Source organism: Cupriavidus sp. CER-90, assembly GCF_057652055.1.
In genome coordinates this window covers 2,313,514-2,339,351 of the sequence record NZ_JBYGYM010000002.1, presented here as the reverse complement: position 1 = coordinate 2,339,351, position 25,838 = coordinate 2,313,514, and the positions used below count along the sequence as shown (strand labels likewise).

The window sequence follows — 25,838 nt, the reverse complement described above, 5'->3', positions numbered from 1 at the left end:
GTCACATGCGCATGGCTCAAGCCGAAAAACCTGTGTGCTGCCTTTTATCGTGTGCCGTGTGACGGCTACTCGTCTTCCGCATTGACGGGCCGCCATCCCATCTGGCGACGGCGCTGGACTTCCGGCATCAGCCAGCGATAGCGCGCCTTGTCGTCCTCGTTGGCGGTGCCGGCCTCGATGGCGGCCAGCAATGTCTCCAGTTCGCGCTGCAGCGGGTCTGCCAGCAGCTTGTGTACGGCGCCGTCGAATTCAAGTGTCGCAAGCGCCTCTTCCATGTCTTCCTTCAGCACGGCTGCCCGGGCGGCGGCGTACACGTCCGCGTAAGGCGTCTGGGCCAGCTGCTCGTTGAAGGCCGCAAAATTCATGGTGCCCTGGATGCCGTCGCAGGCCGCCACCAAGTGAGCAAGCACTTCGGTTTCCGGCCGCTGGGGATCAAGCAGCAAGGCGCGGGCTTCCTCGTCCAGCCGGCTTGCCAGCGACGGGTAGCTCATCAGCAGCTGGATCACCTGCTGCTCCAGCCCGGTCGGCGCCTGGCGCCTGGCGCGGGGACGCGGCTGCGAGAAGCGGCCGACGCGCGACGAATCGCTGCCCAGCCCGCACACCGCCTCGATCTCGGCCGGCGTCGTACCGGTAGCATCGGCAAGTTCGCGCACAATCTGTAGCCGCAGACCGCCGGCCGGCATGGCCTGGAGCAGCGGCTTGGCTTCGAACTGGGCACGGGCTCGGCCTTCGGGCTGCCGCAGGTCCTGGTCTTCCGTCACGATCTGGAGCAGAAAACGCGACAGCGGCATCGCGTTCTGCACCTGCCGCGCGAACGCGTCGGTCCCCTCCTCGCGCACATAGCTGTCGGGGTCGTGCTCGGCGGGCAGGAACAGAAAGCGGATGGTTTTGTTGTCGGCAACATGCGGCAGGCAGGCTTCCAGCGCCCGCCGCGCCGCCCGGCGTCCGGCGGCATCGCCGTCGAACGAGAAGACCACGGCGTCGGTCTGGCGCAGCAGCTTTTGCACATGGATCGCCGTACAGGCCGTGCCGAGCGTGGCCACCGCGTTGGCAAACCCCAGCTGGGCCAGCGCCACCACGTCCATGTATCCCTCGACCACCAGCACGTAGCCGTTCTCGCGAATGGCATGACGTGCCTCGAACAGGCCGTAGAGCTCCGTTCCCTTACTGAAGAGCGGTGTTTCGGGGGAGTTCAGGTATTTAGGCTCGCCCTGGCCCATGACGCGGCCGCCGAACCCGATCACATTGCCCTTGGTATTGCGGATCGGGAACATGATGCGGTCGCGGAACCGGTCGTAACGGCGCGGCTTGCCGTCGGCATCGCGCTTGTCCTGGGATTCGATCAGCAGACCATTTTCCACAAGTGGCGCCGCAGTCGCATCGTCGCGATACGAGCCGAACACCGCCTCCAAGCCCTGCCAGTCGTCCGGGGCGTAACCGAGCCCGAATCGCACGGCAATCTCTCCGGTCAGGCCGCGGCCCTTCAGGTACTGGATGGCCTGCGGCGAACCGCGTAGCTGTTTCTTGTAGAACTCGGTGGCCCGCGACATGGCATCGCTCAGTGCCACCGATCTGGCCTGCTGTTCCGCGCGCTGGGCGGGCGGCAGGCTGTTGCGTTCCTCGGGGACGGACAACCCTACCGACTGCGCCAGTTCCCGCACGGCGTCGGGGTACGACTGGCCCGAATACTCCATCAGGAAGCCGATGGCCGAGCCATGCGCGCCGCACCCAAAGCAGTGATAAAACTGCTTGGTCGGGGATACCGTGAACGACGGGGATTTCTCGTTGTGGAACGGGCACAGGCCCATGAAGTTGGCCCCGCCCTTCTTCAACTGCACGTACTTGCCCACCACGTCGACAATGTCCACGCGGTTAAGCAGGTCCTGAATGAAGGATTGCGGAATCACCCGACTGACCGTCCTGATGCCAAGGCCTGCCGGATCGGCCGGCGGCCATTTTTCTGGAATGCGTGACCGGAACGTCGCCCGGCAGCCATCGAATCATTGTAGTGCAGCCGCAACGAAATGCCGGCCCTCGCCGACATTGGCCGCCAAGTCCCCTCAATGTGGCGCCAACGCCGTGCTTCGCAACTGATAATCCTGCTTATATCTGACGCAACTGTCAATTATTTGGGTGCAAGGGCGGCCTTGACCAGACCCGATACCGCCGTCATGTCGGCACGGCCGGCCAGGCGGGCTTTCACGAGGCCCATGACCTTGCCCATGTCCTGCGGGCCGGTGGCGCCGGCTTCGGTCACGGCCTTCTGCACTTCGGCGGCCACCTCGGCTTCCGACAGTTGGGCGGGCATATAGGCCACCAGCACATCGACTTCGGCCTTTTCCTTGGCCACCAGATCGTCGCGACCGGCCTGCTCGAACTGGCTGATGGAGTCCTTGCGCTGCTTGATCATCTTGTCGATCACGGCAGTCACCGCGGCGTCGTCCAGTTCCACGCGCTCGTCCACCTCGCGCTGCTTGATGGCAGCCTGCAGCAGGCGGATGGTGCCGAGGCGCTCGGTTTCGCGGGCGCGCATGGCGGTCTTCATGTCTTCAGTAATGCGGGCTTTCAGGGACATGGCAATCTTCCGAAAAATGGGTAGCAACTGGGACCATAACGCAAAAACCCGCCGGAGCCATGGCCCGTAGCGGGTTTCTTGCAGAAGCAGGGCGCCGGCCAAAAAGGAACGAAGCGCCTCACCGGTCATGTGCGAGAGCGCCGATTGTAGCGCATGGCCCGCGCCACTGCATGCGCGCCGCCTAGGCGGACCCGCCCCGCGCCGCTTCGGCCGCAGCCTCGCCCGCCGCCACGGCCGATGCCCAGGCCCACTGGAAGTTGTAGCCGCCCAGCCAGCCGGTCACGTCCACCACTTCGCCGATGAAGTACAGGCCGTCGACGTCACGCGCCATCATGGTCGACGACGACAGCCCGCGGGTGTCCACGCCGCCTAGCGTGACTTCGGCCTTCTTGTAGCCCTCGGTGCCGGACGGCACCAGGCGCCAGCGGTTGAGCGCCTCGCCTAGCTGGCGCAGCGCCTTGTCGGGCATGTCGGCCACAGATTGCGTGCCCTGCAGACCCACGGCGGCACACCAGGCGTCGGCCAACCGGGACGGCAGGCGTTCGGCCAGCAGGTTATCCAGATGCTTGCGGCCGCCTTTCTTATGGCCGATCAGCCAGTCGGCGGCGTCCTCGCCATCGAACAGGTCGATCTCGATCGGGGTGCCCGGCCGCCAGTAGCTGGAAATCTGCAACACGGCGGGCCCAGACAGACCCCGGTGGGTCCACAGCAGGTCTTCCTTGAAGGCGCCGGCCGACTTGCCGCTGCCGGTGGCGATATCGACCTCCATCGACACCCCGGCCAGCGGCACGAACGGCTGCCAGGCCTGCCCGTCGAACGTCAGCGGCACCAGCGCCGGGCGGGTTTCCACGACCTTGAGCCCGAACTGGCGAGCGATGCGATAGCCAAAATCGGTCGCGCCGATCTTCGGGATCGACAACCCGCCGGTGGCCACCACCACCGCGCCGGCGCGCACCGTGCCCTGCGCGGTCAGCAGCAGGTAGTCATCACCCTCCGTGCGGATCTCGTCGATCGTGCAGCCGGTCTGCCAGCGCACGCCTCCGGCATCACATTCGGCCCGCAGCAGTGCGATGATGTCTTCGGCGCTGTTGTTGCAGAACAGCTGGCCGCGGTGCTTTTCATGCCAGCCGATGTCGTAGCGGCGCAGCAGGCCCAGGAAGTCCTGCGGCGTGTAGCGCGCGAGCGCCGACCGGCAGAAATGCGGATTTGACGACAGGTAGTTGGCCGGGCCGGCCTGCAGGTTCGTAAAGTTGCAACGGCCGCCGCCAGAGATGCGGATCTTCTCGGCCAGCCGCGTGGCATGGTCGATCAGCACCACCCGTGCGCCGCGCTGGCCGGCCACGGCGGCACACATCATGCCGGCCGCACCTGCGCCCACCACCGCCACGTCGAACCGGTCTTTCCTGCCTTGTGTCATATCACCCTTTCAAGAAGCCGCGATTGTAGCGAATGACGGCCACCCAAGCGCATGGGGTCAGGGTGTGCTACCCTGCTGGCCTTCCGATTTTTGCCGGCAAGATCGCTGCAGTTGCAGCCCGAACCCGACCGGCCGCACCAGAATTTCCATGCTTGTCCTCGGTATCGAATCCTCCTGCGACGAAACCGGGCTGGCCCTCTACGACACCGGGGCCGGTCTGCTGGCGCATGCGCTGCACTCGCAGATCGCCATGCATCGCGAATACGGTGGCGTGGTGCCGGAACTGGCGTCGCGCGACCATATCCGCCGCGTGCTGCCGCTGTTGCAGCAGGTGCTGGACGACGCCGGCCGCCAGCGCAAGGACATCGACGCCATCGCCTATACCCAGGGCCCCGGTCTGGCCGGTGCGCTGCTGGTGGGCGCCTCGGTGGCCAACGCGCTGGGCTTCGCGCTGGATGTGCCGATGGTGGGCGTCCACCATCTGGAAGGCCACCTGCTCTCGCCGCTGCTGACCGATGCCCCGCCGCCGTTTCCGTTTGTCGCACTGCTGGTATCTGGCGGCCACACCCAGCTGATGGAAGTCAAAGGCATTGGCGACTACACGCTGCTGGGCGAAACGCTGGACGATGCCGCCGGCGAAGCGTTCGACAAGACCGCCAAGCTGCTGGGCCTGGGCTATCCGGGCGGCCCCGAGGTGTCGCGGCTGGCCGAATTCGGCAATCCGGGCGCGTTCGAGCTGCCACGGCCGATGCTCCATTCCGGCAATCTCGATTTCTCGTTCGCGGGGCTCAAGACCGCCGTGCTGACGCAGACGCGCAAGCTCGGCAACGCCTGCGAGCAGGACCGGGCCAACCTGGCGCGCTCGTTTGTCGATGCCATCGTCGATGTACTGGCCGCGAAGTCGTTCAACGCGCTCAAGCAGACCGGCCACAAGCGGCTGGTGGTGGCCGGCGGCGTCGGCGCCAACCGGCAGTTGCGCGCGCGGCTCGACGAGATGGGCCGCCGTCGCAAGGTGGACGTGTACTACCCCGACCTGGCGTTTTGTACCGACAACGGGGCGATGATCGCCTTTGCCGGCGCCATGCGCCTGCAGGCCGCGCCCCAGCTGGCGCGCCATGGCTACGACTACGGCGTCACGCCGCGCTGGGATTTGTCGGACATCCGCCTGCCGGACCCTGCCGGCACGCCGGCTTCGCAGGAAAGCTAGTTCTCCCCGCCCGCGCCGGGCGGACGCGGGGAGTTGCCGCCAACGCTTACGCGACGCGCTTGTCGCGCTCGATCACGGCGTAGGCGCTGTGATTGTGGATGGACTCGAAGTTCTCGGCTTCCAGCGTGTAGGCCACGATCCGGTTGTCGGCGTTCAGACGCATGGCGATGTCGCGCACCAGGTCTTCCACGAACTTCGGGTTCTCGTAGGCGCGCTCGGTCACGAACTTTTCGTCCGGCCGCTTGAGCAGGCCCCACAGCTCGCACGATGCCTCTTCCTCGGCCATGCGCACCAGCGTTTCCACATCCAGGTCGCCAGCCAGTTCCACCTGCATGGTGATGTGCGATCGCTGGTTATGCGCGCCATACTGCGAGATCTTCTTCGAGCACGGGCACAGGCTCGTCACCGGCACCAGCGCGGTCAGGAACAGGCGCGTCTGCCCGTCGCGCTTCTCGCCAGCCAGCGTCACTTCGTAGTCCAGCAGCGACTGCACGCCCGACACCGGCGCGGTCTTGCTGATGAAGTACGGGAACGACACCTCGATGCGGCCGGCATCGGCTTCCAGGCGCACCAGCATGTCGTCGAGCAGCCCACGGAAGCCGGCCAGGTCCAGCGGCGCGCGGTTGTCTTCCAGCAGCGCCACGAAACGCGACATATGCGTGCCCTTCTGGTCCGCCGGCAGGCGCACGTCCAGGTTGAACGTGCCAACGGTGCCGATGTCGCCAGCCGGCGTCTTCAGTGTCAGCGGATATCGCACGCCCTTGACGCCCACACGCTGGATCACGATCTGGCGGGTATCGACGCTCGATTGCACGTCGGGCATCACGAAGGCGGGATTGATGTCATTCATCTACGGTTTCCTCCAGGACGTCGTCAGGGGATGACGGGCCATCCTTACGGTCGCGGCGTTTTCGCAGGATTTCTCCACGCCGCGCAACGAGTGTGAAACGACGGTCCGGACAGAAAACCAGGGGGGGCGCCGGCCCGCAGTTGCGAACACAAAAATGGGAATGGCGATTCTACGCAATATTGGAAGGTGCTGCCGCGCCCGCGCGTCATTCTGCGTATTTCATGCGGACAATGGCCCGGCGATGCAGCTTCCTGCCGTTTGCCGACAGCCAAAACAAAACCGGCGCGGATCATCCGCGCCGGTTCCGGCTACAGCGTGCGGGCGGCTGGCGGTCAGGCGACGCGGGTGGCCACCTTCACCGGCTGCTCGGTCAGCGCGAAACGCTCGCGCACCGAACGCGCGATGCCAGCGGCATCCAGGCCACACTGCGACAGCAGGAAAGCCGGATCGCCGTGATCGATGAACTTGTCCGGCAGGCCCAGCACCAGCGTCGGGATCTCGATGCCGGCCTCGGCCAGCGCTTCGAGCACGGCGCTGCCGGCGCCGCCCATCGTCGCGCCCTCTTCCACCGTGACCAGGTAGTCGTGGTTGGCGGCCAGCTGCTTGACCAGGTCGACGTCCAGCGGCTTCACGAAACGCATGTTGGCCACGGTGGCATCGAGCGAATCCGCGGCCGTCAGCGACGGATGCAGCATCGAACCGAAGGCCAGGATGGCCACGCGCTGCCCGGCGCGCGCCTGGCCTTCGCGGCGGATCTCGCCCTTGCCCAGCGGCAGCGCCGTCAGCGCGGCCTCGGTGGCCACGCCCACGCCAGCGCCACGCGGGTAGCGCACGGCGGTCGGGCAATCCTGCTGGTAGGCGGTGGTCAGCAGCTGGCGGCATTCCTGCTCGTCGGCCGGCGTCATCACCATCATGTTCGGGATGCAGCGCAGGAACGGGATATCGTACGCACCAGCGTGCGTGGCACCGTCGGCGCCCACCAGGCCGGCGCGGTCCAGCGCGAACACCACCGGCAGGTTCTGCAGCGCCACGTCGTGGATCAGCTGGTCGTAGCCGCGCTGCAGGAACGTCGAGTAGATCGCCACCACCGGCTTCAGGCCCTCGCAGGCCAGGCCGCCGGCAAACGTCACGGCGTGCTGTTCGGCAATGCCCACGTCGTAGTAACGGTCCGGGAAGCGCTTTTCGAATTCCACCATGCCCGAGCCTTCGCGCATGGCCGGCGTCACGCCGATCAGGCGCTTGTCGGCCGCGGCCATGTCGCACAGCCATTCGCCGAACACCTGCGTGTACGTCTTGCGCGACGGCTTGGCCGACGGGCGGATGCCCTCGGCCGGGTTGAACTTGCCCGGGCCGTGATACAGGATCGGGTCGGCCTCGGCCAGCTTGTAGCCCTGGCCCTTCTTGGTCACCACGTGCAGGAACTGCGGGCCGTGACCTTCCAGGGCGCGCTGGCGGATGTTCTGCAGCGTCGGCACCAGCGATTCCAGGTCATGACCGTCGATCGGGCCGATGTAGTCGAAGCCGAATTCCTCGAACAGCGTGGCCGGCACGACCATGCCCTTGGCATGTTCTTCCAGGCGCTTGGCGAACTCGAGCACCGGCGGCGCCACCGACAGCACCTTCTCGATGCCCTTCTTGGTGGCCGCGTAGAACTGGCCCGACAGCAGGCGGGCCAGGTGCTTGTTCAGCATGCCAACCGGCGGCGAGATCGACATGTCGTTGTCGTTCAGCACCACCAGCATCGGCAGGTCCTTGTAGACCCCGGCGTTGTTCATGGCCTCGAAGGCCATGCCGGCGGTCATCGCGCCATCGCCGATCACGGCGATACCCACTCGCTTGTGACCCATCGTGCGCGCGCCCAGGGCCATGCCCAGCGCGGCCGAGATCGAGGTCGACGAATGCGCCGTGCCGAACGTGTCGTATTCGCTTTCCGAGCGACGCGGGAAGCCGGAGATACCACCGTACTGGCGCAGCGTGGACATGCGGTCGCGGCGGCCGGTCAGGATCTTGTGGGGGTAGCTCTGGTGACCCACGTCCCAGACGATGCGGTCGCTCGGCGTGTCGAACACATAGTGCAGCGCGATGGTCAGCTCCACCGTGCCCAGGTTGGACGACAGGTGACCGCCGGTTTGCGAGACCGATTCCAGCACATAGGCGCGAAGTTCGTCGGCAAGCGTGCCGAGCTGGCGGCGGTCCAGCTTGCGCAGGTCCGCGGGGTCGTCGATATTGTTGAGCAGCGTGTAGGTCATGATGTCCGTTCGGCCGCCGGATTCTGTGTGTCCGGCTTTTCAGTTCAGTTTGAGCGCAGCACGATCAGGTCGGCCAGTTCGGCCAGCCGGCCGGCGCGTGCGCCGAATCCCGCCAGCGCCTCGTGGGCGTCGGTGCGAAGCTGGGCAGCCAGCTCGCGTGCGGCATCCAGACCCAGCAGCGACACATAGGTCGGCTTGTCGTTGGCGGCATCCTTCCCGGCGGTCTTGCCGAGCGTTGCCGTATCTGCAGTGACGTCGAGAATATCGTCCACCACCTGGAAAGCCAATCCCACGGCCGCCGCATATTGGTCAAGCGCCGCCAGACCGGCCGGATCGATGTTTCCGCACAACGCTCCCATGCGCACGCTGGCACGCAGCAGGGCACCGGTCTTCATGCGATGCATGCCTTCCAGTGCGTCGCGTGTCATCGCCAGGCCCACGTTCTGCAGGTCGATCGCCTGGCCGCCGCACATGCCCACCGAACCCGACGCCATGGCCAGTTCGGCCACCAGCTTCAGGCGCGCCTCGGCGCCCAGCGCCGGCACCTGTGCCAGCACGATGAAGGCCTGGGTCTGCAGGGCATCGCCCACCAGCAGCGCCGTGGCTTCGTCGTAGGCCTTGTGGACCGTGGGCCGGCCGCGGCGCAGGTCGTCGTCGTCCATGCAGGGCATGTCGTCGTGAACCAGCGAGTAGGCGTGGATCATCTCGACCGCGCATGCCGCGGCATCGCAGGCTTCGGGTGCCGCACCCGCCACCTCGCCCGCGGCATGAACCAGCAGCGGGCGCACCCGCTTGCCACCGCCGAGAACAGCATAGCGCATGGCCTCGTGCAAGGTGTGTGGAATTGTGTCCGTGGACGGCAGTGCGGCGTCCAGGGCGGCCTCGGTCCGGGCGCCTTGCGCCCGCATCCAGGTAGCGAAATCGCTCATTCGAAATCTGCGCTGTTGTTATCGGAACGTGGCTCGCCGGCCAGGGGTTTCAGGGCATCGCCCTCCAGAACCTTGACCTGCTGGGCCACCCGCTCCAGGCTCTGCTGGCAAAAACGGACGAGCTCCGCGCCGCGACGGTATGCCGCCAGGGACGCTTCCAGCGGCAATTCGCCGCTTTCCATGCTCGCCACCAGGGTTTCCAGCTCGGCCATTGCGGCCTCATAGGAAGCCGGCGGCGCGCTGGCGGCCGGCGTATCTTCAGGCTGGACCGGGGCGGTCGTCGTTCTTGGCATGTCAGGCCTTGATCAGGGGAATTCGCGATTTTACGCCAATCCGGGGCCGGGCCGCAGAACAGTCTTATCCACTTCATGGAAACCGGGTGTCCGGATCGCGCACCTGACACAGTCTTTTGACATGGAAGTGACGTGTGCGCCCGGGTCGTCTTTCGGAATGCGGCTGAAGGGGCACCTCCATGACGACCCGGGTCGACTTTTTCGCTAAAAACCCAAAAAAATCAGGCCCTTAATTTTTGGGCTCGGGTACAATCCCGGGCTCGTCAGCGAGATCCGACCGTTGCGTCCAGGACGCACTTTTGCGCCGCCAGACTGGCCAGGCAGAAAGGGAACCGGTGCGGATGCCGATCGTCTGACACGGTTTCCCAAATCGATTCATTTTTCGATGGTTGGGTTGTTCACTGCTTTCGCCTGTTCATAGGGAGTGGGGATAATGTCCAATCTCAGCACCGCGCTCAAGCTTGCGCCGGCTGATTCGCAGTTGCCCGTCGACGTCTACTTTGACGAGGCGCTGCATCAACAAGAACTCGAACTGCTGTTCAAGAAGGGCCCGGGCTACGTCGGCCACGCACTGATGGTGCCGGAAACCGGCGACTTCCAGACGCTGGCCGCCGAAGACGAGGGCCGCGTGCTGGTGCGCAACCCGGACGGCATCGAACTGCTGTCCAACGTCTGCCGCCACCGCCAGGCCATCATGATGAATGGCCGGGGCAACGCCAGGAACATCGTCTGCCCGCTGCACCGCTGGACCTACGACCTGCAAGGCGAACTGCTGGGTGCGCCGCATTTCGCGGAACAGCCCTGCGTGCGCCTGAACCGGTCGCCGCTGCAGAACTGGAACGGGATGCTGTTCGAAGGCGAGCGCGACGTGCGCGCCGACCTGGCCCGCATGGGCGTGGCCGAAGATCTCAACTTCGACGGCTACATGCTCGACCACGTGGAAGTCCACGAGTGCAACTACAACTGGAAGACCTTCATCGAGGTCTATCTGGAGGATTACCACGTTGTGCCGTTCCACCCAGGACTGGGCAGCTTTGTGTCGTGCGACGACCTGAAGTGGGAGTTCGGCGAGCAGTACAGCGTGCAGACCGTGGGCCTGCACAAGGGCCTGGAACGCCCGGGCAGCCAGACGTACCAGAAGTGGCACGACGAGGTGTTGCGCTTCAACAACGGCAAGCTGCCCAAGCATGGCGCGATCTGGCTGACCTACTACCCCAACATCATGGTGGAGTGGTACCCGAACGTGCTGTGCATCTCGACGCTGCACCCGATGGGCCCGCGCAAGACGCGCAATGTCGTGGAGTTCTACTACCCCGAGGAAATCGTGCTGTTCGAGCGCGAGTTCGTCGAGGCCGAGCGCGCCGCCTATATGGAGACGTGCATCGAGGACGACGAGATTGCCGAACGCATGGACGCCGGCCGCCTGGCCCTGATGAAGCGCGGCATCAGCGAGACCGGCCCGTACCAGTCGCCGATGGAAGACGGCATGCAGCACTTCCACGAGTGGTATCGGCGCGCGATGGACTACCGCAACCGCTGAACGTTCGCAACCGGGTGCGGAGATCGCCCGCAAAACTGTGGACAACACGAAACGGACCGTGAAAACGGTCCGTTTTGCATTGGAGCGGCGGTTGGCGCACTGATAGAATCACTGCTCAATCGTTGCTTAATCAACGATTTTTCAGGTTTCGCCCCCTTTCCACGCTGTCTCGCCCCGTTTCGCCATGCAATCGCTCTGGATGTTGTTTGCCGCCTTCGCATTTTCCTTGATGGGGGTGGGCGTCAAGCTGGCAGCCGAGCTCTACACGACGGGCGAGATCGTCTTCTACCGCAGCCTGATCGGCGTGACGATCATGTGGGTCCTGCTGTCGTCGCAAGGCACGTCGGTGCGCACGCCGCACATGGTCACCCACATCAAGCGCAGCCTCTTCGGCGTCACCGCCCTGCTGCTCTGGTTCACATCGATCACGCTGCTGCCGCTGGCCACGGCCATGACGCTGAACTACATGTCGCCCGTGTGGATCGCGTTGATCCTGGGCGCGGGCGCGGCGCTGGCCGGCACACGCGGCGGCACCGACAAGAAGCTGATCGGCGCCATCCTGCTGTCGTTCGCGGGGGTGATCTGCCTGCTGCAGCCCTCGGTGGGCAAGGACCAGCTGGCGGGCGGCATGATCGGCCTGGTGTCCGGCGTGTTCACGGCGCTGGCCTATGTGGAAGTGCGCCAGCTGGGGCAGCTGGGCGAACCCGAGGGCCGCATCGTGTTCTACTTCTCGGCCGTGGGCCTGGTCTGCGGCCTGGTCTGGATGCTGTTCACCGGCGTCAGCCACCACACCTGGCACGGCGCAGGGCTGCTGCTGGCCATCGGCATCCTGGCCACGCTGGGGCAGACGTCGATGACACGCGCCTACAAGCGCGGCAACACGCTGCTGACGGCCAACCTGCAATACGCGGGCATCGTGTTTTCAAGCCTGTGGGGCATGCTGGTCTGGGACGACCGGCTCAACTGGATCTCGTGGCTGGGCATGGCGCTGATCGTGGCCAGCGGCATTGCCACCACGCTCACGCGCGCCCGCGATACCGACAAGCATCCCACGCCGGCCACGCCGGTCAAGTCGCCCGAAGCCGAAGTGCATCCCGAGGTCTGACGCGCGCGCGGAGGCGGCGGTGTAGCATTGGCATCGACTTTCCACTCAACGCGAGACAGGTTCTTCATGCCATCACCGCTGATTTCCGCCATCGAACTGAACCAGCTGCGCGCCTCGGCCCGGCAGCACGTGGTCGTCGTCGATTGCTCGTTCGACCTGGCCAACCCCGCCGCCGGCCGCGAGATGTACCAGCAAAACCATGTGCCGGGTGCTTTCTACCTGCATCTGGACAATGAGCTATCCGGCCCGAAGACCGGCTTCAATGGCCGCCACCCGCTGCCCGATGCCGATCTGTTCGTGGCGCGGCTGCGTGCGCTCGGTGTCAACGACGACACGCTGATCGTCGCCTACGATGCGCAGGGCAGCATGTATGCCGCCCGGCTCTGGTGGCTGGCGCGCTGGGTGGGCCACGGCACCGTGGCCGTGCTCGATGGCGGCAAGGCGGCCTGGCTGGCGGCGGGCCTGCCGCTGGAACCGGGCGTTACGCCCGATCCGGAAACCGGTGGCAACCTCACGCGCCGCCCGTCGCTGGTTCGTACGGTCGATGCCGCCGCACTGCTGGAAAACCTGGACAAGCCGGCGCTGCTGGTGGTCGATGCGCGGGCTGCCGACCGCTTCCGCGGCGAAAACGAAACGCTCGACCCCGTGGGCGGCCACATTCCCGGCGCCGCCAATCGATTCTTCAAGGACAACCTGACCGCGGATGGCCGCTTCAAGCCGGCCGATCAGCTGCGTGCGGAATTCGGCCAGGTCTTCGGCGGCAAGCCGGCCGCCGACACGGTGATGCAGTGCGGCTCGGGTGTGACCGCCTGCCACAACCTCCTGGCCATGGAAGTGGCCGGGCTGACCGATGCGGCCCTGTATCCGGGGTCGTGGAGCGAATGGTGTGCCGATCCAAAACGCCCCGTGGCAACGGGTAGCGGCACCTGAGGGGCCAGACGGCCCAGCAAAAAGCGGCGTCAGTTCAGTTTGACGCCGCTTCTGTTTTGGCCTTCGCGTGGCCATGCGCGTGCTGCTCGTGCACGCCGTTGGTGATAAAGACGATCGCCGCGATACCGGCCGCCACCAACACCACCTGCACCGCCGATTCCTTAAGACGCGGCTTGCGCTGCATCTGCGGCATCAGGTCGCTCACGGCGATATAGACAAAGCTGCTCGACGCAATCACCAGCACATACGGAATCCAGCCCGTCAGCTGGTCCAGCAGGAAATAGCCGACGATGCCGCCCAGGATGGCGGCCAGGCTCGACAGCAGGTTGAACGCAAAGGCCCGCGCCTTCGAGAAGCCCGCGTTCAGCAGCACGATGAAATCACCCACTTCCTGCGGGATTTCGTGCGCGGCAATCGCCAGCGCCGTCACCAGACCGATATGCGGATCGGCCAGGAACGCGGCGGCGATGACAATCCCGTCGGCGAAGTTGTGGAACGTGTCGCCCACCAGGATGGTCAGGCCGCTGCGTCCCGCTTCCTCGCGGTCATGGCCATGATGGTGGTGATGCCCGTCACCCTCGTGGTGATGCGAATGGCGCAGCAGCGAGATCTTTTCGAGCAGGAAGAAGCCCAGCAGCCCGGCCAGCAGTGTGCCGAACAGCGCACGCGGGTCGGCACCGGACTCGAACGCTTCGGGCAGCGAATGCAGCAGGGCCGTCGCCAGCAGCACGCCCACCGAGAAGCTCACCATGCGCTCCACCACGCGCGAAGCCACGGTCAGCGACAGCAGCGCCGCGCCGAAAATGCTGCCGACGCCCGAAATGGTCGCCGCCAGCAAGATGTACAAAAGCGTGGAATGGATGATGAACTCCCGGACCGGCCCCCGCCCGACAGCCGGGCAGTCGTCGCCGACTGACTACGCTCGCGCACTAACGCAACATGGTTGCAAAAACGCGAAAGTCCGCATTGTACGTACCTCGGCGCCCTCTTTGCAATCACCCGCGCGGATGCAGGGGCTAATCCCCGCCCGGATCAAACGACTTTGTGTTCCTTGAACCAGGCCAGGCAGCGTTGCCAGCCGTCCCTGGCTGCCGCTTCCACGTAGCTGGCGCGGTAGTCGGCGTGGAACGCGTGACCGGCTTCCGGATAGACCACGAAGGTGGACGCCCTGGCGTTCGGGTTCGATGATTCGGCCAGCGCGGCCTTCATCTGGGACACATGCTCCTGCGTGATGCCGGTGTCCTTGCCGCCGTACAGACCCAGCACCGGCGCGTGCAGGTCGCCAGCGATATCGACCGGATTCTTCGGCTTCAGCGCGTTTGGCTGGCCCACCAGCTGGCCGTACCACGCCACGCCCGCCTTCACGCGCTTGCTGTGTGCCGTGTACAGCCACGTGATGCGCCCGCCCCAGCAGAAGCCGGTAATGGCCAGCCGGTTCACGTCGCCGCCGTTGGCGCCGGCCCACGCCACGCAGGCGTCGAGATCGCCCATCACCTGGGCATCGGGCACCTTCTGGATGATGTTGGCCTGCAGTTCCTGGATCGTGCCGTAGCTGGCGGGGTCGCCCTGGCGGGCAAACAGCTCGGGGGCGATGGCCAGATAGCCCAGTTTGGCGAAACGGCGACAGATGTCGGCGATATGCTCGTGAACGCCGAAGATCTCGCTGATCACCAGTACGACTGGCAGGTTCTTCTTGCCTTCGGGCTGCGCGCGATAGACCGGCATGTTGAAGCCGTTCGACGGCACGGTGACTTCGCCGGCAGTCAGGCCGTTGAAATCCGTCTTGATCGTCTGCGCCGTCACCGGGAGCACGGCTGCCGCAAAGGCCGAGCCCAGCGCGGTCTTGACGAAACTGCGGCGGTCGAAGGATTGACCGGGAACGAGGCTTTCGACTTCGGGCTTCAGCATGAGGGTCTCCGTGGCATCGAGGGCACCGCACGCGTCATCTGGGCATGTGACGCAAGCGCGGCGCCGTCGATTCTAAGCAAACATGGCCGCCAGCGCACGCCCGGGGCGTGGGTGGCGGCCATCGCGTTTGATCCGGCCCTCTTTTGGCTTCGCGCCCGGTCAGTGCAGCTTCACGCGCGGGCTGGTCTTGCTGCGCAGCCAGTGCGTCACGGTGTCGAGCCCCATGCCGATGGCGCCATGCAGCGCCAGCACGTGCATGCGGTACAGCGACGTGTACATGAAGCGCGCCATCAGGCCTTCGATGAACATCGATCCACCGATCAGGCCGCCCATCAGGCTGCCCACCGCGCTGAAGTGCCCCAGCGACACCAGCGAGCCGAAGTCCTTGAAGCCGAACTTCGGCAGCGGCTTGCCATCGAGCCGGGCGCGCAGCGCGTCGTACAGGAACGTGGCCTGCTGATGCGCCGCCTGGGCGCGCGGCGGCACCGTGGTCTGCTTCTCGGGCCACGGCGCGGCCGCGCAGTCGCCGAATGCGAAGACGTCCGGGTCGGTTTCGGTCTGCAGCGTGGGGCCCACCACGAGCTGCCCCATCTTGCTGACCGGCAGGCCAAGCGTGCGCAACACGCCCGGCGCCGTGATGCCGGCCGCCCACACGGTCAGGTCCGCATCGATGCGCTTGCCGCTGGCCGTCAGCACCGCATCGCCCGTGACCTCGGTGACGCGCTCCGACGTGAACACGTCAACGTCGAGCTTGCGCAGCAGCTTGGTGGTCTCGGCGGAGACGCGCTCCGACAGCGCCGGCAGGATACGCGGGCCGGCCTCGATCACATGGATGCGCACATCGCGGCGCGGGTCCAGGTGGTGCAGGCCATAGGCGTTGAGCACGTGGGCGGTATTGCGCAGTTCGGCCGAAAGCTCCACGCCCGTGGCGCCGGCGCCGATGATGGCCACGTCCACCTGCGGCCGTCCATCGGCACCGATACGTCCCTTGCCGTTCTGGGCGCGCACGCAGGCCGCGATCAGCTTGCGGCGGAAGCGTTCGGCCTGGTCCACGGTATCGAGCGCAATGGCGTGTTCGGCGGCACCGGGCACATTGAAGAAATGCGTGATGCAGCCGATGGCCAGCACCAGCGTGTCGTACGGCAGTTCGCGCGCGGGCAGCAGTTCGGTGCCATCCTGATCCATGCAGGCCGCCACGTTGACGATCTTGCGGGCGCGGTCGATGCCGGTCAGTTCGCCCTGCTGGAAGTCGAAATGGTGCCAGCGCGCCTGCGCGGCATATTCGAGCTGGTGGGTATTCGGATCCATGCTGCCGGCAGCCACTTCGTGCAGCAGCGGCTTCCAGATGTGCGTGGGCATGCGGTCGACCAGCGTCACCTGAGCGCGCCGCGACTTGCCCAGCTTGTCGCCGAGCCGCGTGACGAGTTCAAGCCCGCCGGCCCCGCCGCCGACCACGATGATCCGGTGCGGGAGGTTCGAAGGACGCGGTGCCACGCTGACTTGCGTGCCGCCTGCGGTAGTGTCGATAGGAGTGGGGGCGCTTTCCTCTCTGCCTGGTGCGTTGCTCATGGTCTACCCGATGTTTTCAATTTGAAAACCGGTGCAGGCCCCTGCGGCGTCTTTCTGTTGTGGTCTCGCACCGCGAGGCCGATGTTCTGTGTGCGGCTGGTACTGCCAGGAAACGGCTGGTTTGCTGCCAGTGTGCTGCAGAGCAGCACGGCTGGCAAGCCTTCCCGCGTCGATTCAGACAGTACTTTTTTGCATACATCGGCATCGCGCGGGAGACAGCGCCGGCGCGGCGATCTGTGCCCCGTCGGCGCATGCGCGACTGTGCTGCCGGCAGCCCCCCCGGGAAGTGCGCCCCAGGGTGCCTGCTGCGCGCGGCCAGGCCGCGAGTGCGGCCGCTAGTGCGCTTCTTCCCAGTTCGCGCCGCTGCCGACTTCGGCCACCAGCGGCACATTGAGCGTGGCCACCGAGCACATCAGCTCGGGCAGTTTCGTCTTCACCAGGTCGAACTCGGCCTGCGGCACTTCGAGCACCAGTTCATCGTGCACCTGCATGATCTGGCGCGACGCGAGCCTGTCGGTTTCCAGCCAGTCCTGCACGGCGATCATCGACAGCTTGATCAGGTCGGCGGCCGTGCCCTGCATCGGCGCGTTGATGGCGGCACGCTCGGCGGCCTGGCGGCGCGGGCCGTTGCCGCCCCGGATGTCGGGCAGCCAGAGCCTGCGGCCGAACACGGTTTCGACGTAACCCTGCTCGCGCGCCTTCTGGCGCGTTTCCTCCATATAGTTGGCCACGCCCGGATAGCGCATGAAGTAGCGGTCGATATAGTGCTTGGCCGCCTCGCGCTCGATGCCCAGGTTGCTGGCCAGCCCAAACGCGCTCATGCCGTAGATCAGGCCGAAATTGATCACCTTGGCGTAGCGGCGCTGCTCGCTGGTGACGGCCTCGCGCTCCACCGCAAAGATCTCGGCGGCCGTGGCGCGGTGGATGTCCTCGCCGTTGGCGAACGCGCGCAGCAGGTTATCGTCGCCCGAGATATGCGCCATGATGCGCAGTTCGATCTGCGAATAGTCGGCCGACACGATTACATTGCCGGGCCCGGCGATGAACGCTTCGCGGATACGGCGGCCTTCCTCGGTGCGCACCGGGATGTTCTGCAGGTTCGGATCGGTCGACGCCAGCCGGCCCGTCACCGCCGTGGCCTGGCCGTAGCTGGTATGCACGCGGCCGGTCCTGGGGTTCACCATCCTCGGCAGCTTGTCGGTGTAGGTCGACTTGAGCTTGGACAGGGCCCGGTAGTCCAGCAGCAGCTTCGGCAGGGGGTAGTCCTCCGCCAGCTTCTGCAGCACCTCTTCGTCGGTGGACGGCGCGCCGCTGGCGGTCTTCTTGACCACCGGCAGCTGCATCTGGTTGAACAGGATTTCGCCGATCTGCTTCGGCGATCCCAGGTTGAACGGCTGGCCGGCGGCCTCGTGCGCGGCCTGCTCGGCTTCCAGCATGCGCTGGCCCAGCGACGCGCTCTGCGCGGCCAGCTTGTCGGCATCAATCAGCACGCCATTGCGCTCGATCTTCTGCAGCACCACCGACACCGGCATCTCGATGCCCTCGTAGACGTACTTCAGGCCTTCGGCGCGCTCCAGTTGCGGCAACATCTTGCGATGCAGGCGCAGCGTGACGTCGGCGTCCTCGGCCGCGTATTCGGTGGCGCGCTGCAGGTCGATCTGGTCGAAGCCGATCTGGCTGGCGCCCTTGCCGCACACCTCTTCGTAGGTAAGCGTCTTCAGGCTCAGCAGGCGCTCTGCCAGGCTGTCCATGCCATGGTTGCGGTACGACGCCAGCACGTAGCTTTCCAGCATCGTGTCGTGCGCGATGCCGCGCAGCGTGATGCCGTGGTTCATGAACACGTGCGCGTCGTACTTCAGGTGCTGGCCCAGCTTGGGGCGCGACGGGTCTTCCAGCCACGCCCGCAGCCTGTCCAGCACGTAGTCGCGCGACAGCTGGCCGTGGTTTTCCTCGCCGGCCACGTCGGGGCCGCGATGCGCCACGGGAATGTAGGCGGCCTCGCCCGGCTCCACCGACACCGAGATGCCCACCAGTTCGGCCAGCATCGGGTCGAGCGACGTGGTTTCGGTATCGATCGCCACGAGCGGCGCGTCCACCAGCTTCTGCAGCCACGCATCGAGCGCGGCTTCGGTGGTCACCGTTTCGTAGCGGATCTCGGCCGGCGGCAGGTCTTCGGCGGGCGGGTCCTCGGCGGCGCCCGGTGCGGTATCGAACAGACCGCCTTGGGCCGGTTGTGGCGTGGCACGGGCCGCGGCGGCGCGCGCGTTCGGCAGCGATTCGCCGGTGGCTTCGCGCAGCCAGGTCTTGAAGCCGTAGCGTTGGAAGAACGCCACCAGCTTGTCCTTGTCCTCGCCCAGGTCGTGCAGCGCGTGAAAGTCGGGCACGGCGTCGCCGAGATCGCAATCGGTCTTGACCGTGACCAGTTCGCGGGCGCGCGGCAGCCAGTCCAGCGTATTGCGCAGGTTCTCGCCCACCACGCCCTTGATGCCATCGGCACTGGCCATGATGTTGTCCAGCGTGCCGTATTCGGTCAGCCACTTCACGGCGGTCTTGGGGCCCACCTTCGGCACGCCCGGGACGTTGTCCACGGCATCGCCGATCAGCGACAGGTAGTCGACGATGCGCTCGGGCGCCACGCCGAACTTGGTCACCACGCCCGGCGGGTCCAGGACTTCGCCGCTCATCGTGTTGACCAGCGTGACGCTGTCGTTGACCAGCTGTGCCAGGTCCTTGTCGCCCGTGGATACCACCGTGCGCACGCCCTGCTGCGTGGCCTGGCAGGCCAGCGTGCCGATCACGTCGTCGGCTTCCACGCCTTCCACGACCACGATCGGCCAGCCCAGCGCGCGCACCGCCTCGTGGATCGGCTCGATCTGGCGGGCCAGGTCCTCGGGCATCGACGGGCGATGTTCCTTGTATGCGGGATATAGATCATCGCGGAACGTCTTGCCCTTGGCGTCGAACACGCAGGCGATATACTCTGCCGGGTAATCGTTGCGCAGCTTGCGCAACATGTTGATCATGCCGTAGATTGCCCCTGTGGGCAGACCTTCGCCATTCCTCAGGTCCGGCAGCGCGTGATACGCGCGATACAGATAGCTCGACCCATCGACGAGCAAGAGTGTTTTTGGACTATCCGACATTCCCATGGACTCTAAATTGACTGGTGCCCCCATTGGCGGCGCTGATTCAGCGCCCCTCGCCGACACGGATGTTTCCGACATTTCCGGTAACACGGTGAATCCGCCGCCCGGCAAAGCCTCGGCGCATGCCGCAGCCATCGCCGCCAAGGCCGATGCCGCGGCTGCCGGCAAGAACCCCGAAGAACAGGAAGCTGCCGCGCGTGCGGCGGCAGCGCGCGCGAATCCGCGCAAGATGATCCCAAGCCTGCGTGCACTGGCCGACGAAGACCGTGCGACGGCCAAGAAGGCGCGCGCCTCGTGGCAAATGTTCACGATTATGGCAGAGTTCATCGAGGCCACCGAGTACCTCTCGGAGATCCGCCCGGCCGTCTCGATCTACGGCAGCGCGCGCCTGCGCGAGGACTCGCCGTACTACCAGAAGACCATCGAAATCGCCCGGCTCTTCTCGGACGCGGGCTTCGCGGTGATCTCCGGCGGCGGCCCCGGCATCATGGAAGCGGCCAACAAGGGCGCGCACGCGGGCAAGTCCGCCAGCGTGGGCCTGAACATCGAACTGCCGCACGAACAGCAGGGCAATCCGTACCAGGACATCGCCATGCGGTTCCGCCATTTCTTCACGCGCAAGGTCACCTTCGTGAAGAATTCCGACGCGTTCATCGTCATGCCGGGCGGATTCGGCACGCTCGACGAACTGGCCGAGGTGCTGACGCTGGTGCAGACCGGCAAGTCGCGCTCGGTGCCGGTGGTGATGTACGGCAGCCGGTTCTGGAAGGGCCTGCTGGACTGGTTCCGCTTCACGCTGCTGCCGATGGGCCTGATCGCGGAGCACGACCTGGACCTGATGAAGATCGTCGACGAACCGCAGGAAGTGCTCGAAGCCGTGTACGAGTATTACGAGAAGCGCGGCGGCGACAACCCGATTCCGCCCAAGGAAGAAATGTTCTATCTGTAAGGCATTACGCGCCACATCCACCCGCCGGCCGACAGGTCCGGCAGGTGGACGCAAGGCCACGAGAGCGACCCGGAAAACGACAGGAATTGCTAGAATGGAAGCCTGCCCACCTGCCACAGCCTGCGCCGCCGGCTGCGTGCAGGCCAATTCCGCGTCGCGGGGCCCAGCGCCCGCGCGCACAGGAGCCTCAGATGACTTCCCCTTCGCAACCGGGTGCCAGGCTGGCCGATCTGCAAGCCGCCATCGGCCGCCACGGCTATCTGCTCGCGCTCGCCGCTACCGTCCTGGCACTGACCGCCACGCAGGCGGCGCTGGCAGAGGAAACCAGCAATGCGCTGACGCAGCAGGAACTCAATAAAATCAACAACCAGCCGATTGCTCCCGCCGCGAAAAGCCAGTTGAACCAGCCCCGCGAGCCGAGCTTCAAGTTGCGCGAACGCGACGGCACCCAGGTGACCGAATACCGCGACAAGGGCCGCGCCACCGAAATCCAGGTGCAGTCCGGTTTTGGCACGAAGTACGAGATGAGCAAACCCGAAGACAGTTCGCCCCGGATTCGCGACCACGACGTGAACCGCGTGCCGTCGGTCAACCTGAAGTTCTGAGCCCGGGTTCCGAGCTGTTCCGGGGATCGATCCGGCAGACCTGATAGTCTTACGCCTTTCTCACCCACGATCCGCGCCGGCGCCGCTTGCCGGGCGAGGATCGCGCCGGCCCTCCGGCAGCAATGCCGCGGCGGCGGAACGTGACCTTGCGGTTGCGGTCCGTCGTCCCTCCGTTTCGTACCAATTTGACAGTATGGCCGTATTTACCACGGTCTCGCAGGACGAGATCGCCCGCTGGCTGCTTGATTACGACCTTGGCGAAGTGCGCGCGCTGCGCGGCATTGCCTCGGGCATCGAGAACAGCAACTTCTTTCTGACCATGGAGCAGGATGGCGTCACGCATGAGTACGTGCTGACCCTCTTCGAGCGGCTGCGCGCCGACCAGCTGCCCTACTACCTGCACCTGATGGATCATCTGGCCCGCCACGGCATCAGCGTGCCGGCCCCGATGCCGGCGCGCGATGGCGAGATCCTGCGCGAACTGAAAGGCAAGCCGGCCACCATCGTCACGCGCCTGCCCGGCGCGTCGCAGCTGGCCCCGGCGGCCGACCACTGTGCCGAAGTCGGCACGATGCTGGCACGCATGCACCTGGCCGGCCAGGACTATCCGCGCCAGCAGCCGAACCTGCGCAGCCTGGCCTGGTGGCAGCAGACCGCCCCCGAGATCACGCCGTTCCTGGACGCCGGCCAGCGCCAGCTGCTGACCCACGAGCTGGCGCACCAGACGGCGTTCTTTGGCAGTGCCGACTACGCCGCGCTGCAGGGCGGGCCGTGCCATTGCGACCTGTTCCGCGACAACGTGCTGTTCGATATGGTCGATGGCCGGCATCGGCTGGGCGGCTTTTTCGATTTCTACTTCGCCGGCAACGACAAGTGGCTGTTCGACCTGGCCGTGACGGTCAACGACTGGTGCATCGACCTGGTGACCGGCGCGCTCGACCCGGTCCGCGCGCAGGCCATGCTGCGTGCCTATGATGCGATCCGCCCGCTGACCCGCGTGGAAGCCGCGCACTGGCAGGACATGATGCGCGCCGGCGCGCTGCGCTTCTGGGTGTCGCGCCTGTGGGATTTCTACCTCCCGCGCGAGGCCGACATGCTCCAGCCGCACGATCCGACCCACTTCGAACGCATCCTGCGCCGTCGCATCGACGACGGGGCGACGCTCCCCTGGATCTGATTCGCCATGCAACTACTGGAAGTTTCCGCCAAGGAAGGCTACGTCTGGCTGCGCCAGGGCATCTGGCTGTTCCGCAAGAACCCGCTGGCGTTCCTGATGCTGCTGTTCATCTACCTGATTGCCGCCCAGCTGGCGATCTTCGTGCCGCTGTTCGGCATCATCGCCCTGCTGGTCTTTACGCCCGGCCTGTACGTGGGCGTGATGACGGCCTGCCGCGAGGTCATCCAGAACAAGCGGGTGTTGCCCACCATCCTGCTGGCCGGATTCCGGACCAACGGCAAGCAGGCCACGCGCCACCTGCTGGTCCTCGGGGCCATCTATGCGGTGCTGGTGTTCACGTTGAGCCTGATCGCCACGGCCGTGGTCGATATCGGCGCGGTGGCGCCCATCGTGCTGCGCGGCGAGGAGCCGTCTGCCGATGCCATCCGCCAGCTCTATTTCGCGCTGATGATCGGCGCGGTGCTGTACACGCCGGTGGCCATGATGTTCTGGTTTGCGCCGCTGCTGGCCGCCTGGCATCAGGTGCCCCCGGTCAAGGCGCTGTTCTTCAGCTGGACGGCCTGCTGGCGCAACCGCGGCGCGTTCTTCACCTATGCGGTGATGTTCGCGGTGCTGCTGGTCGCGGTGCCGCTGGTGCTGGAAACGGTGTTCGCGGCGCTGGGCGCTCAGGCGGTGATGTCGTTCCTGGTGACGCCGTACTCGCTGCTGATGCTGGCGATCCTGTACTGCTCGTTCTACGCCACCTATCGCGGCTGCTTCAATATCGTGCCGCCCGGCGAGGCCACGGAAAGCGCCCGGCAGGCCTGACCTGCCACACCCACCTGACGCACCCCGCTGCCGGCATCGGCACCGGGGTGCGCTCCATCCTCAGTCGATCGGATCCAGCTTCGCCACTGCCAGCGCCAGCCACTTGACGCCGTGCCGCTTGAAGTCGATATTGGCGCGCGCATCGGCGCCCTCGCCTTCCAGCGCCTTGATCCTGCCCTCGCCGAACTTGGTGTGGAACACGTTCTGCCCCACGCGGAAGCCCGTGGCCGCGGCGCGCTTTTCCTCGGCGTAGTTCTTGCCCGTGTCCATGCCGCCCGTGGCCTTGCTGCCCGTGTACGGCACGTCCTCGGCGCGCTTGAACCAGTCGCGGCCCCAGGCGCTGTCGCGCTCCTGGCGGCTCACGCCATAGTTGCCGTACGAAGCCTGACCCTGGGGCGTGATCCACTTCAGCGCCGCTTCGGGCAGTTCCTCGAAGAATCGTGAACGCACGTGGTAGCGCATCTGGCCGTGCAGCACCCGGCTCTGGGCAAACGACAGATACAGCCGCGCGCGCGCCCGGGTGATGGCCACATACATCAGGCGGCGTTCCTCCTCCAGGCCGTCGGCTTCCATGGCGCTGTTCTCGTGCGGGAACAGGCCCTCTTCCAGGCCGGTGATAAACACCACATTGAATTCGAGGCCCTTGGCCGCGTGCACGGTCATCATCTGCACGGCGTCCTGGCCGGCCTGGGCCTGGTTGTCGCCGGCCTCCAGCGAGGCGTGCGTCAGGAACGCCACGAGCGGAGTCATCACCACCGGCAACTGCTCGGGGTCCAGCACCTGCTGGGCCTGGTCGCCCTGCGCCAGCGCCGGCGCGGCGTCGCGGCCAACGGGCAGCATGCGGGCCAGCGCGTCGAGGCCGTAGCCCTCTTCCACGACGAAGGCCTGGGCGGCCGTCACCAGTTCCTGCAAGTTCTCGATGCGGTCCTGGCCTTCCTTTTCGGTCTGGTAATGCGTGATCAACCCGCTGGTATTCGTCACGTATTCCACGGTCTGCGCCAGCGTCATGCGGCTGGTCTCCGCGCGCATCTGTTCGATCAGGCGCAGGAAGGCCGCCAGCGACGTGCCGCCCTTGCCGGGCACGTAGGCCACCGCCTCGGCCAGCGAGCAGTTGTACTGGCGCGCGGCGTCCTGCAGGTTTTCCAGCGTCTTGGCGCCGATGCCGCGCGTCGGGAAGTTGGCCACCCGGCCGAACGCGGCGTCGTTGCGCGGATTCTCGATCAGCTGCAGGTACGCCAGCGCGTGCTTGACTTCGGCGCGCTCGAAGAAGCGCAGGCCGCCATAGACGCGGTACGGGATGCCCGATGAAAAAAGTGCATGTTCGATCACGCGCGATTGCGCGTTGCTGCGATACAGGATCGCCACTTCGGACCGCGCCATGCCCTGGGCGATCTGGTCGCGGATTTCCTCAACGATCCACGATGCCTCCTGCCCGTCCGAGCCGGCCTGGAACACCCGCACCGGCTCGCCGTGCCCCGCGTCGGTGCGCAGGTTCTTGCCGAGCCGGCGCGCGTTGTGCGAGATCAGATGGTTGGCGCTATCGAGGATGTGCCCGTGCGAGCGGTAGTTCTGCTCGAGCTTGATCATGTGCCGCACGCGGAATTCCTGCTCGAAATCGCGCATGTTGCCGACATTGGCGCCCCGGAACGCGTAGATGCTCTGGTCGTCGTCGCCAACCGCGAACACCGCCGCGGCGTTGCCCGTGCCGTAGCCGGCCAGCAGCTTGAGCCAGCGGTACTGCAGCACGTTGGTATCCTGGAATTCGTCGACCAGCACGTGGCGGAAGCGGTGCTGGTAGTGCTGGCGGATGGCGTCGTTGTAGCGCAGCAGTTCGTAGCAGCGCAGCAGCAGTTCGGCAAAATCGACCACGCCCTCGCGCTGGCACTGTTCGTCGTAGGCGGCGTACAGGTCGACAAAGCGGCGGTTGAAGTCGTCGTTGGCCTCGACGTCGGCCGGCCGCAGGCCCTGTTCCTTGGCGTTGTTGATGAAGTACTGCAGGTTCTTGGCCGGGTACTTCTCGTCGTCGACATTGAGCTGCTTGAGCAGCCGCTTGAGGGCCGACAGCTGGTCCTGGGTGTCCAGGATGGCAAAGGTCTGGGGCAGCCCGGCGTCGCGGAAGTGCGCCCGCAGCATGCGGTTGCACAGGCCGTGGAACGTCCCGATCCACATGCCGCGCGTGTTGATCGGCAGCATCGACGACAGCCGCGTCTGCATTTCCTTGGCGGCCTTGTTCGTGAAGGTCACGGCCAGGATGCCGGCCGGGGACACGCGCCCGTTCTGGATCAGCCAGGCGATGCGCGTGGTCAGCACGCGGGTCTTGCCGCTGCCCGCGCCAGCCAGGATCAGGGCCGGTTCGTCCGGCAAAGTGACGGCGGCGTGTTGTTCGGCGTTGAGATTGGCAAGCAGGCTGGACATCGGATCGGGGCCAATAAAGTAGGCGGCAATTATACCGGCGGGCGCCGCCCGGACCTGTCGGGAGGCGCCGCGCGGCAGCCCCCGGGTGCCCGTCGCCGGCCCGGAAATGCGCATCGGTACGCCGGCTCCCCTATAATTTGACGTTTTCCCCGGCCGAATGCCGCCGC

At 66.0% G+C, this 25,838-nt stretch carries 20 protein-coding genes; 8 read left to right on the top strand and 12 right to left on the bottom strand.

The window, feature by feature from the left end:
- Positions 1-65: 65 nt before the first annotated feature.
- From dnaG to AC24R4_RS21340, 3 genes are all read right to left on the bottom strand, one after another.
- Positions 66-1,907 carry a DNA primase gene (dnaG, locus tag AC24R4_RS21350; protein WP_487523573.1) on the bottom strand — a complete coding sequence of 614 codons (1,842 nt, stop codon included), beginning with the start codon at positions 1,905-1,907 and terminating at the stop codon, positions 66-68.
- A 218-nt stretch (positions 1,908-2,125) separates the two neighbouring features.
- A complete protein-coding gene (locus tag AC24R4_RS21345; protein WP_153945536.1) occupies positions 2,126-2,575 on the bottom strand; it encodes a GatB/YqeY domain-containing protein in 450 nt (149 codons plus the stop codon).
- Between the two features lie 181 nt (positions 2,576-2,756).
- Positions 2,757-3,992: a BaiN/RdsA family NAD(P)/FAD-dependent oxidoreductase gene (locus AC24R4_RS21340; protein ID WP_400391124.1), complete on the bottom strand. Its 1,236-nt coding sequence runs from the start codon at positions 3,990-3,992 to the stop codon at positions 2,757-2,759.
- A gap of 148 nt (positions 3,993-4,140) precedes the next feature.
- Here AC24R4_RS21340 and tsaD point away from each other — a divergent pair, with 148 nt between their 5' ends.
- Positions 4,141-5,199 (top strand): tRNA (adenosine(37)-N6)-threonylcarbamoyltransferase complex transferase subunit TsaD, encoded by a 1,059-nt coding sequence (tsaD, locus tag AC24R4_RS21335; protein WP_400391121.1) that lies wholly within the window; start codon positions 4,141-4,143, stop codon positions 5,197-5,199.
- Between the two features lie 46 nt (positions 5,200-5,245).
- Here the strand turns inward: tsaD and folE2 are convergent, their stop codons facing one another.
- The 4 genes from folE2 to AC24R4_RS21315 form a co-directional block, all read right to left on the bottom strand.
- A complete protein-coding gene (folE2, locus tag AC24R4_RS21330) occupies positions 5,246-6,049 on the bottom strand; it encodes a GTP cyclohydrolase FolE2 (RefSeq protein ID WP_400391120.1) in 804 nt (267 codons plus the stop codon).
- Between the two features lie 332 nt (positions 6,050-6,381).
- A complete protein-coding gene (dxs, locus tag AC24R4_RS21325) occupies positions 6,382-8,298 on the bottom strand; it encodes a 1-deoxy-D-xylulose-5-phosphate synthase (protein ID WP_400391117.1) in 1,917 nt (638 codons plus the stop codon).
- 44 nt (positions 8,299-8,342) lie between these two features.
- A complete protein-coding gene (locus tag AC24R4_RS21320; RefSeq protein ID WP_400391116.1) occupies positions 8,343-9,227 on the bottom strand; it encodes a polyprenyl synthetase family protein in 885 nt (294 codons plus the stop codon).
- The gene (locus AC24R4_RS21315) at positions 9,224-9,520 is read right to left on the bottom strand and encodes an exodeoxyribonuclease VII small subunit (protein WP_153945542.1); all 297 of its coding nucleotides are present in this window, start codon (positions 9,518-9,520) and stop codon (positions 9,224-9,226) included. The genes AC24R4_RS21320 and AC24R4_RS21315 overlap by 4 nt, the downstream gene beginning before the upstream one ends.
- A gap of 433 nt (positions 9,521-9,953) precedes the next feature.
- Here AC24R4_RS21315 and AC24R4_RS21310 point away from each other — a divergent pair, with 433 nt between their 5' ends.
- The 3 genes from AC24R4_RS21310 (at position 9,954) to AC24R4_RS21300 (ending at position 13,095) form a co-directional block, all read left to right on the top strand.
- A complete protein-coding gene (locus AC24R4_RS21310; protein ID WP_153945543.1) occupies positions 9,954-11,060 on the top strand; it encodes an aromatic ring-hydroxylating oxygenase subunit alpha in 1,107 nt (368 codons plus the stop codon).
- Between the two features lie 184 nt (positions 11,061-11,244).
- Complete coding sequence (locus tag AC24R4_RS21305) at positions 11,245-12,165, top strand: DMT family transporter (protein WP_153945544.1); 921 nt, start codon at positions 11,245-11,247, stop codon at positions 12,163-12,165.
- Positions 12,166-12,231: 66 nt separating this feature from the next.
- A complete protein-coding gene (locus AC24R4_RS21300) occupies positions 12,232-13,095 on the top strand; it encodes a sulfurtransferase (protein ID WP_400391111.1) in 864 nt (287 codons plus the stop codon).
- 34 nt (positions 13,096-13,129) lie between these two features.
- Here the strand turns inward: AC24R4_RS21300 and AC24R4_RS21295 are convergent, their stop codons facing one another.
- From AC24R4_RS21295 to polA, 4 genes are all read right to left on the bottom strand, one after another.
- Complete coding sequence (locus AC24R4_RS21295) at positions 13,130-13,942, bottom strand: ZIP family metal transporter (RefSeq protein ID WP_400391108.1); 813 nt, start codon at positions 13,940-13,942, stop codon at positions 13,130-13,132.
- 185 nt (positions 13,943-14,127) lie between these two features.
- Positions 14,128-15,003, bottom strand: a complete 876-nt coding sequence (locus AC24R4_RS21290; protein ID WP_400391105.1) for a dienelactone hydrolase family protein — start codon at positions 15,001-15,003, stop codon at positions 14,128-14,130.
- Positions 15,004-15,162: 159 nt separating this feature from the next.
- The gene (locus AC24R4_RS21285) at positions 15,163-16,572 is read right to left on the bottom strand and encodes an NAD(P)/FAD-dependent oxidoreductase (protein ID WP_400391102.1); all 1,410 of its coding nucleotides are present in this window, start codon (positions 16,570-16,572) and stop codon (positions 15,163-15,165) included.
- Positions 16,573-16,907: 335 nt separating this feature from the next.
- Entirely contained in the window at positions 16,908-19,715 is a 2,808-nt protein-coding gene (gene polA, locus AC24R4_RS21280) for a DNA polymerase I (protein ID WP_400391099.1), read from the bottom strand.
- A gap of 4 nt (positions 19,716-19,719) precedes the next feature.
- Here polA and AC24R4_RS21275 point away from each other — a divergent pair, with 4 nt between their 5' ends.
- From AC24R4_RS21275 to AC24R4_RS21260, 4 genes are all read left to right on the top strand, one after another.
- Complete coding sequence (locus AC24R4_RS21275; protein WP_175459820.1) at positions 19,720-20,667, top strand: LOG family protein; 948 nt, start codon at positions 19,720-19,722, stop codon at positions 20,665-20,667.
- Positions 20,668-20,858: 191 nt separating this feature from the next.
- Positions 20,859-21,272 (top strand): DUF2782 domain-containing protein, encoded by a 414-nt coding sequence (locus AC24R4_RS21270; RefSeq protein ID WP_153945550.1) that lies wholly within the window; start codon positions 20,859-20,861, stop codon positions 21,270-21,272.
- 193 nt (positions 21,273-21,465) lie between these two features.
- Entirely contained in the window at positions 21,466-22,449 is a 984-nt protein-coding gene (locus AC24R4_RS21265; protein WP_400391095.1) for a homoserine kinase, read from the top strand.
- Between the two features lie 6 nt (positions 22,450-22,455).
- Complete coding sequence (locus AC24R4_RS21260) at positions 22,456-23,256, top strand: BPSS1780 family membrane protein (protein WP_400391092.1); 801 nt, start codon at positions 22,456-22,458, stop codon at positions 23,254-23,256.
- A 60-nt stretch (positions 23,257-23,316) separates the two neighbouring features.
- Here AC24R4_RS21260 and AC24R4_RS21255 read toward each other — a convergent pair whose 3' ends face one another.
- Positions 23,317-25,671, bottom strand: a complete 2,355-nt coding sequence (locus AC24R4_RS21255; RefSeq protein ID WP_400391089.1) for a UvrD-helicase domain-containing protein — start codon at positions 25,669-25,671, stop codon at positions 23,317-23,319.
- Positions 25,672-25,838 lie beyond the last annotated feature (167 nt).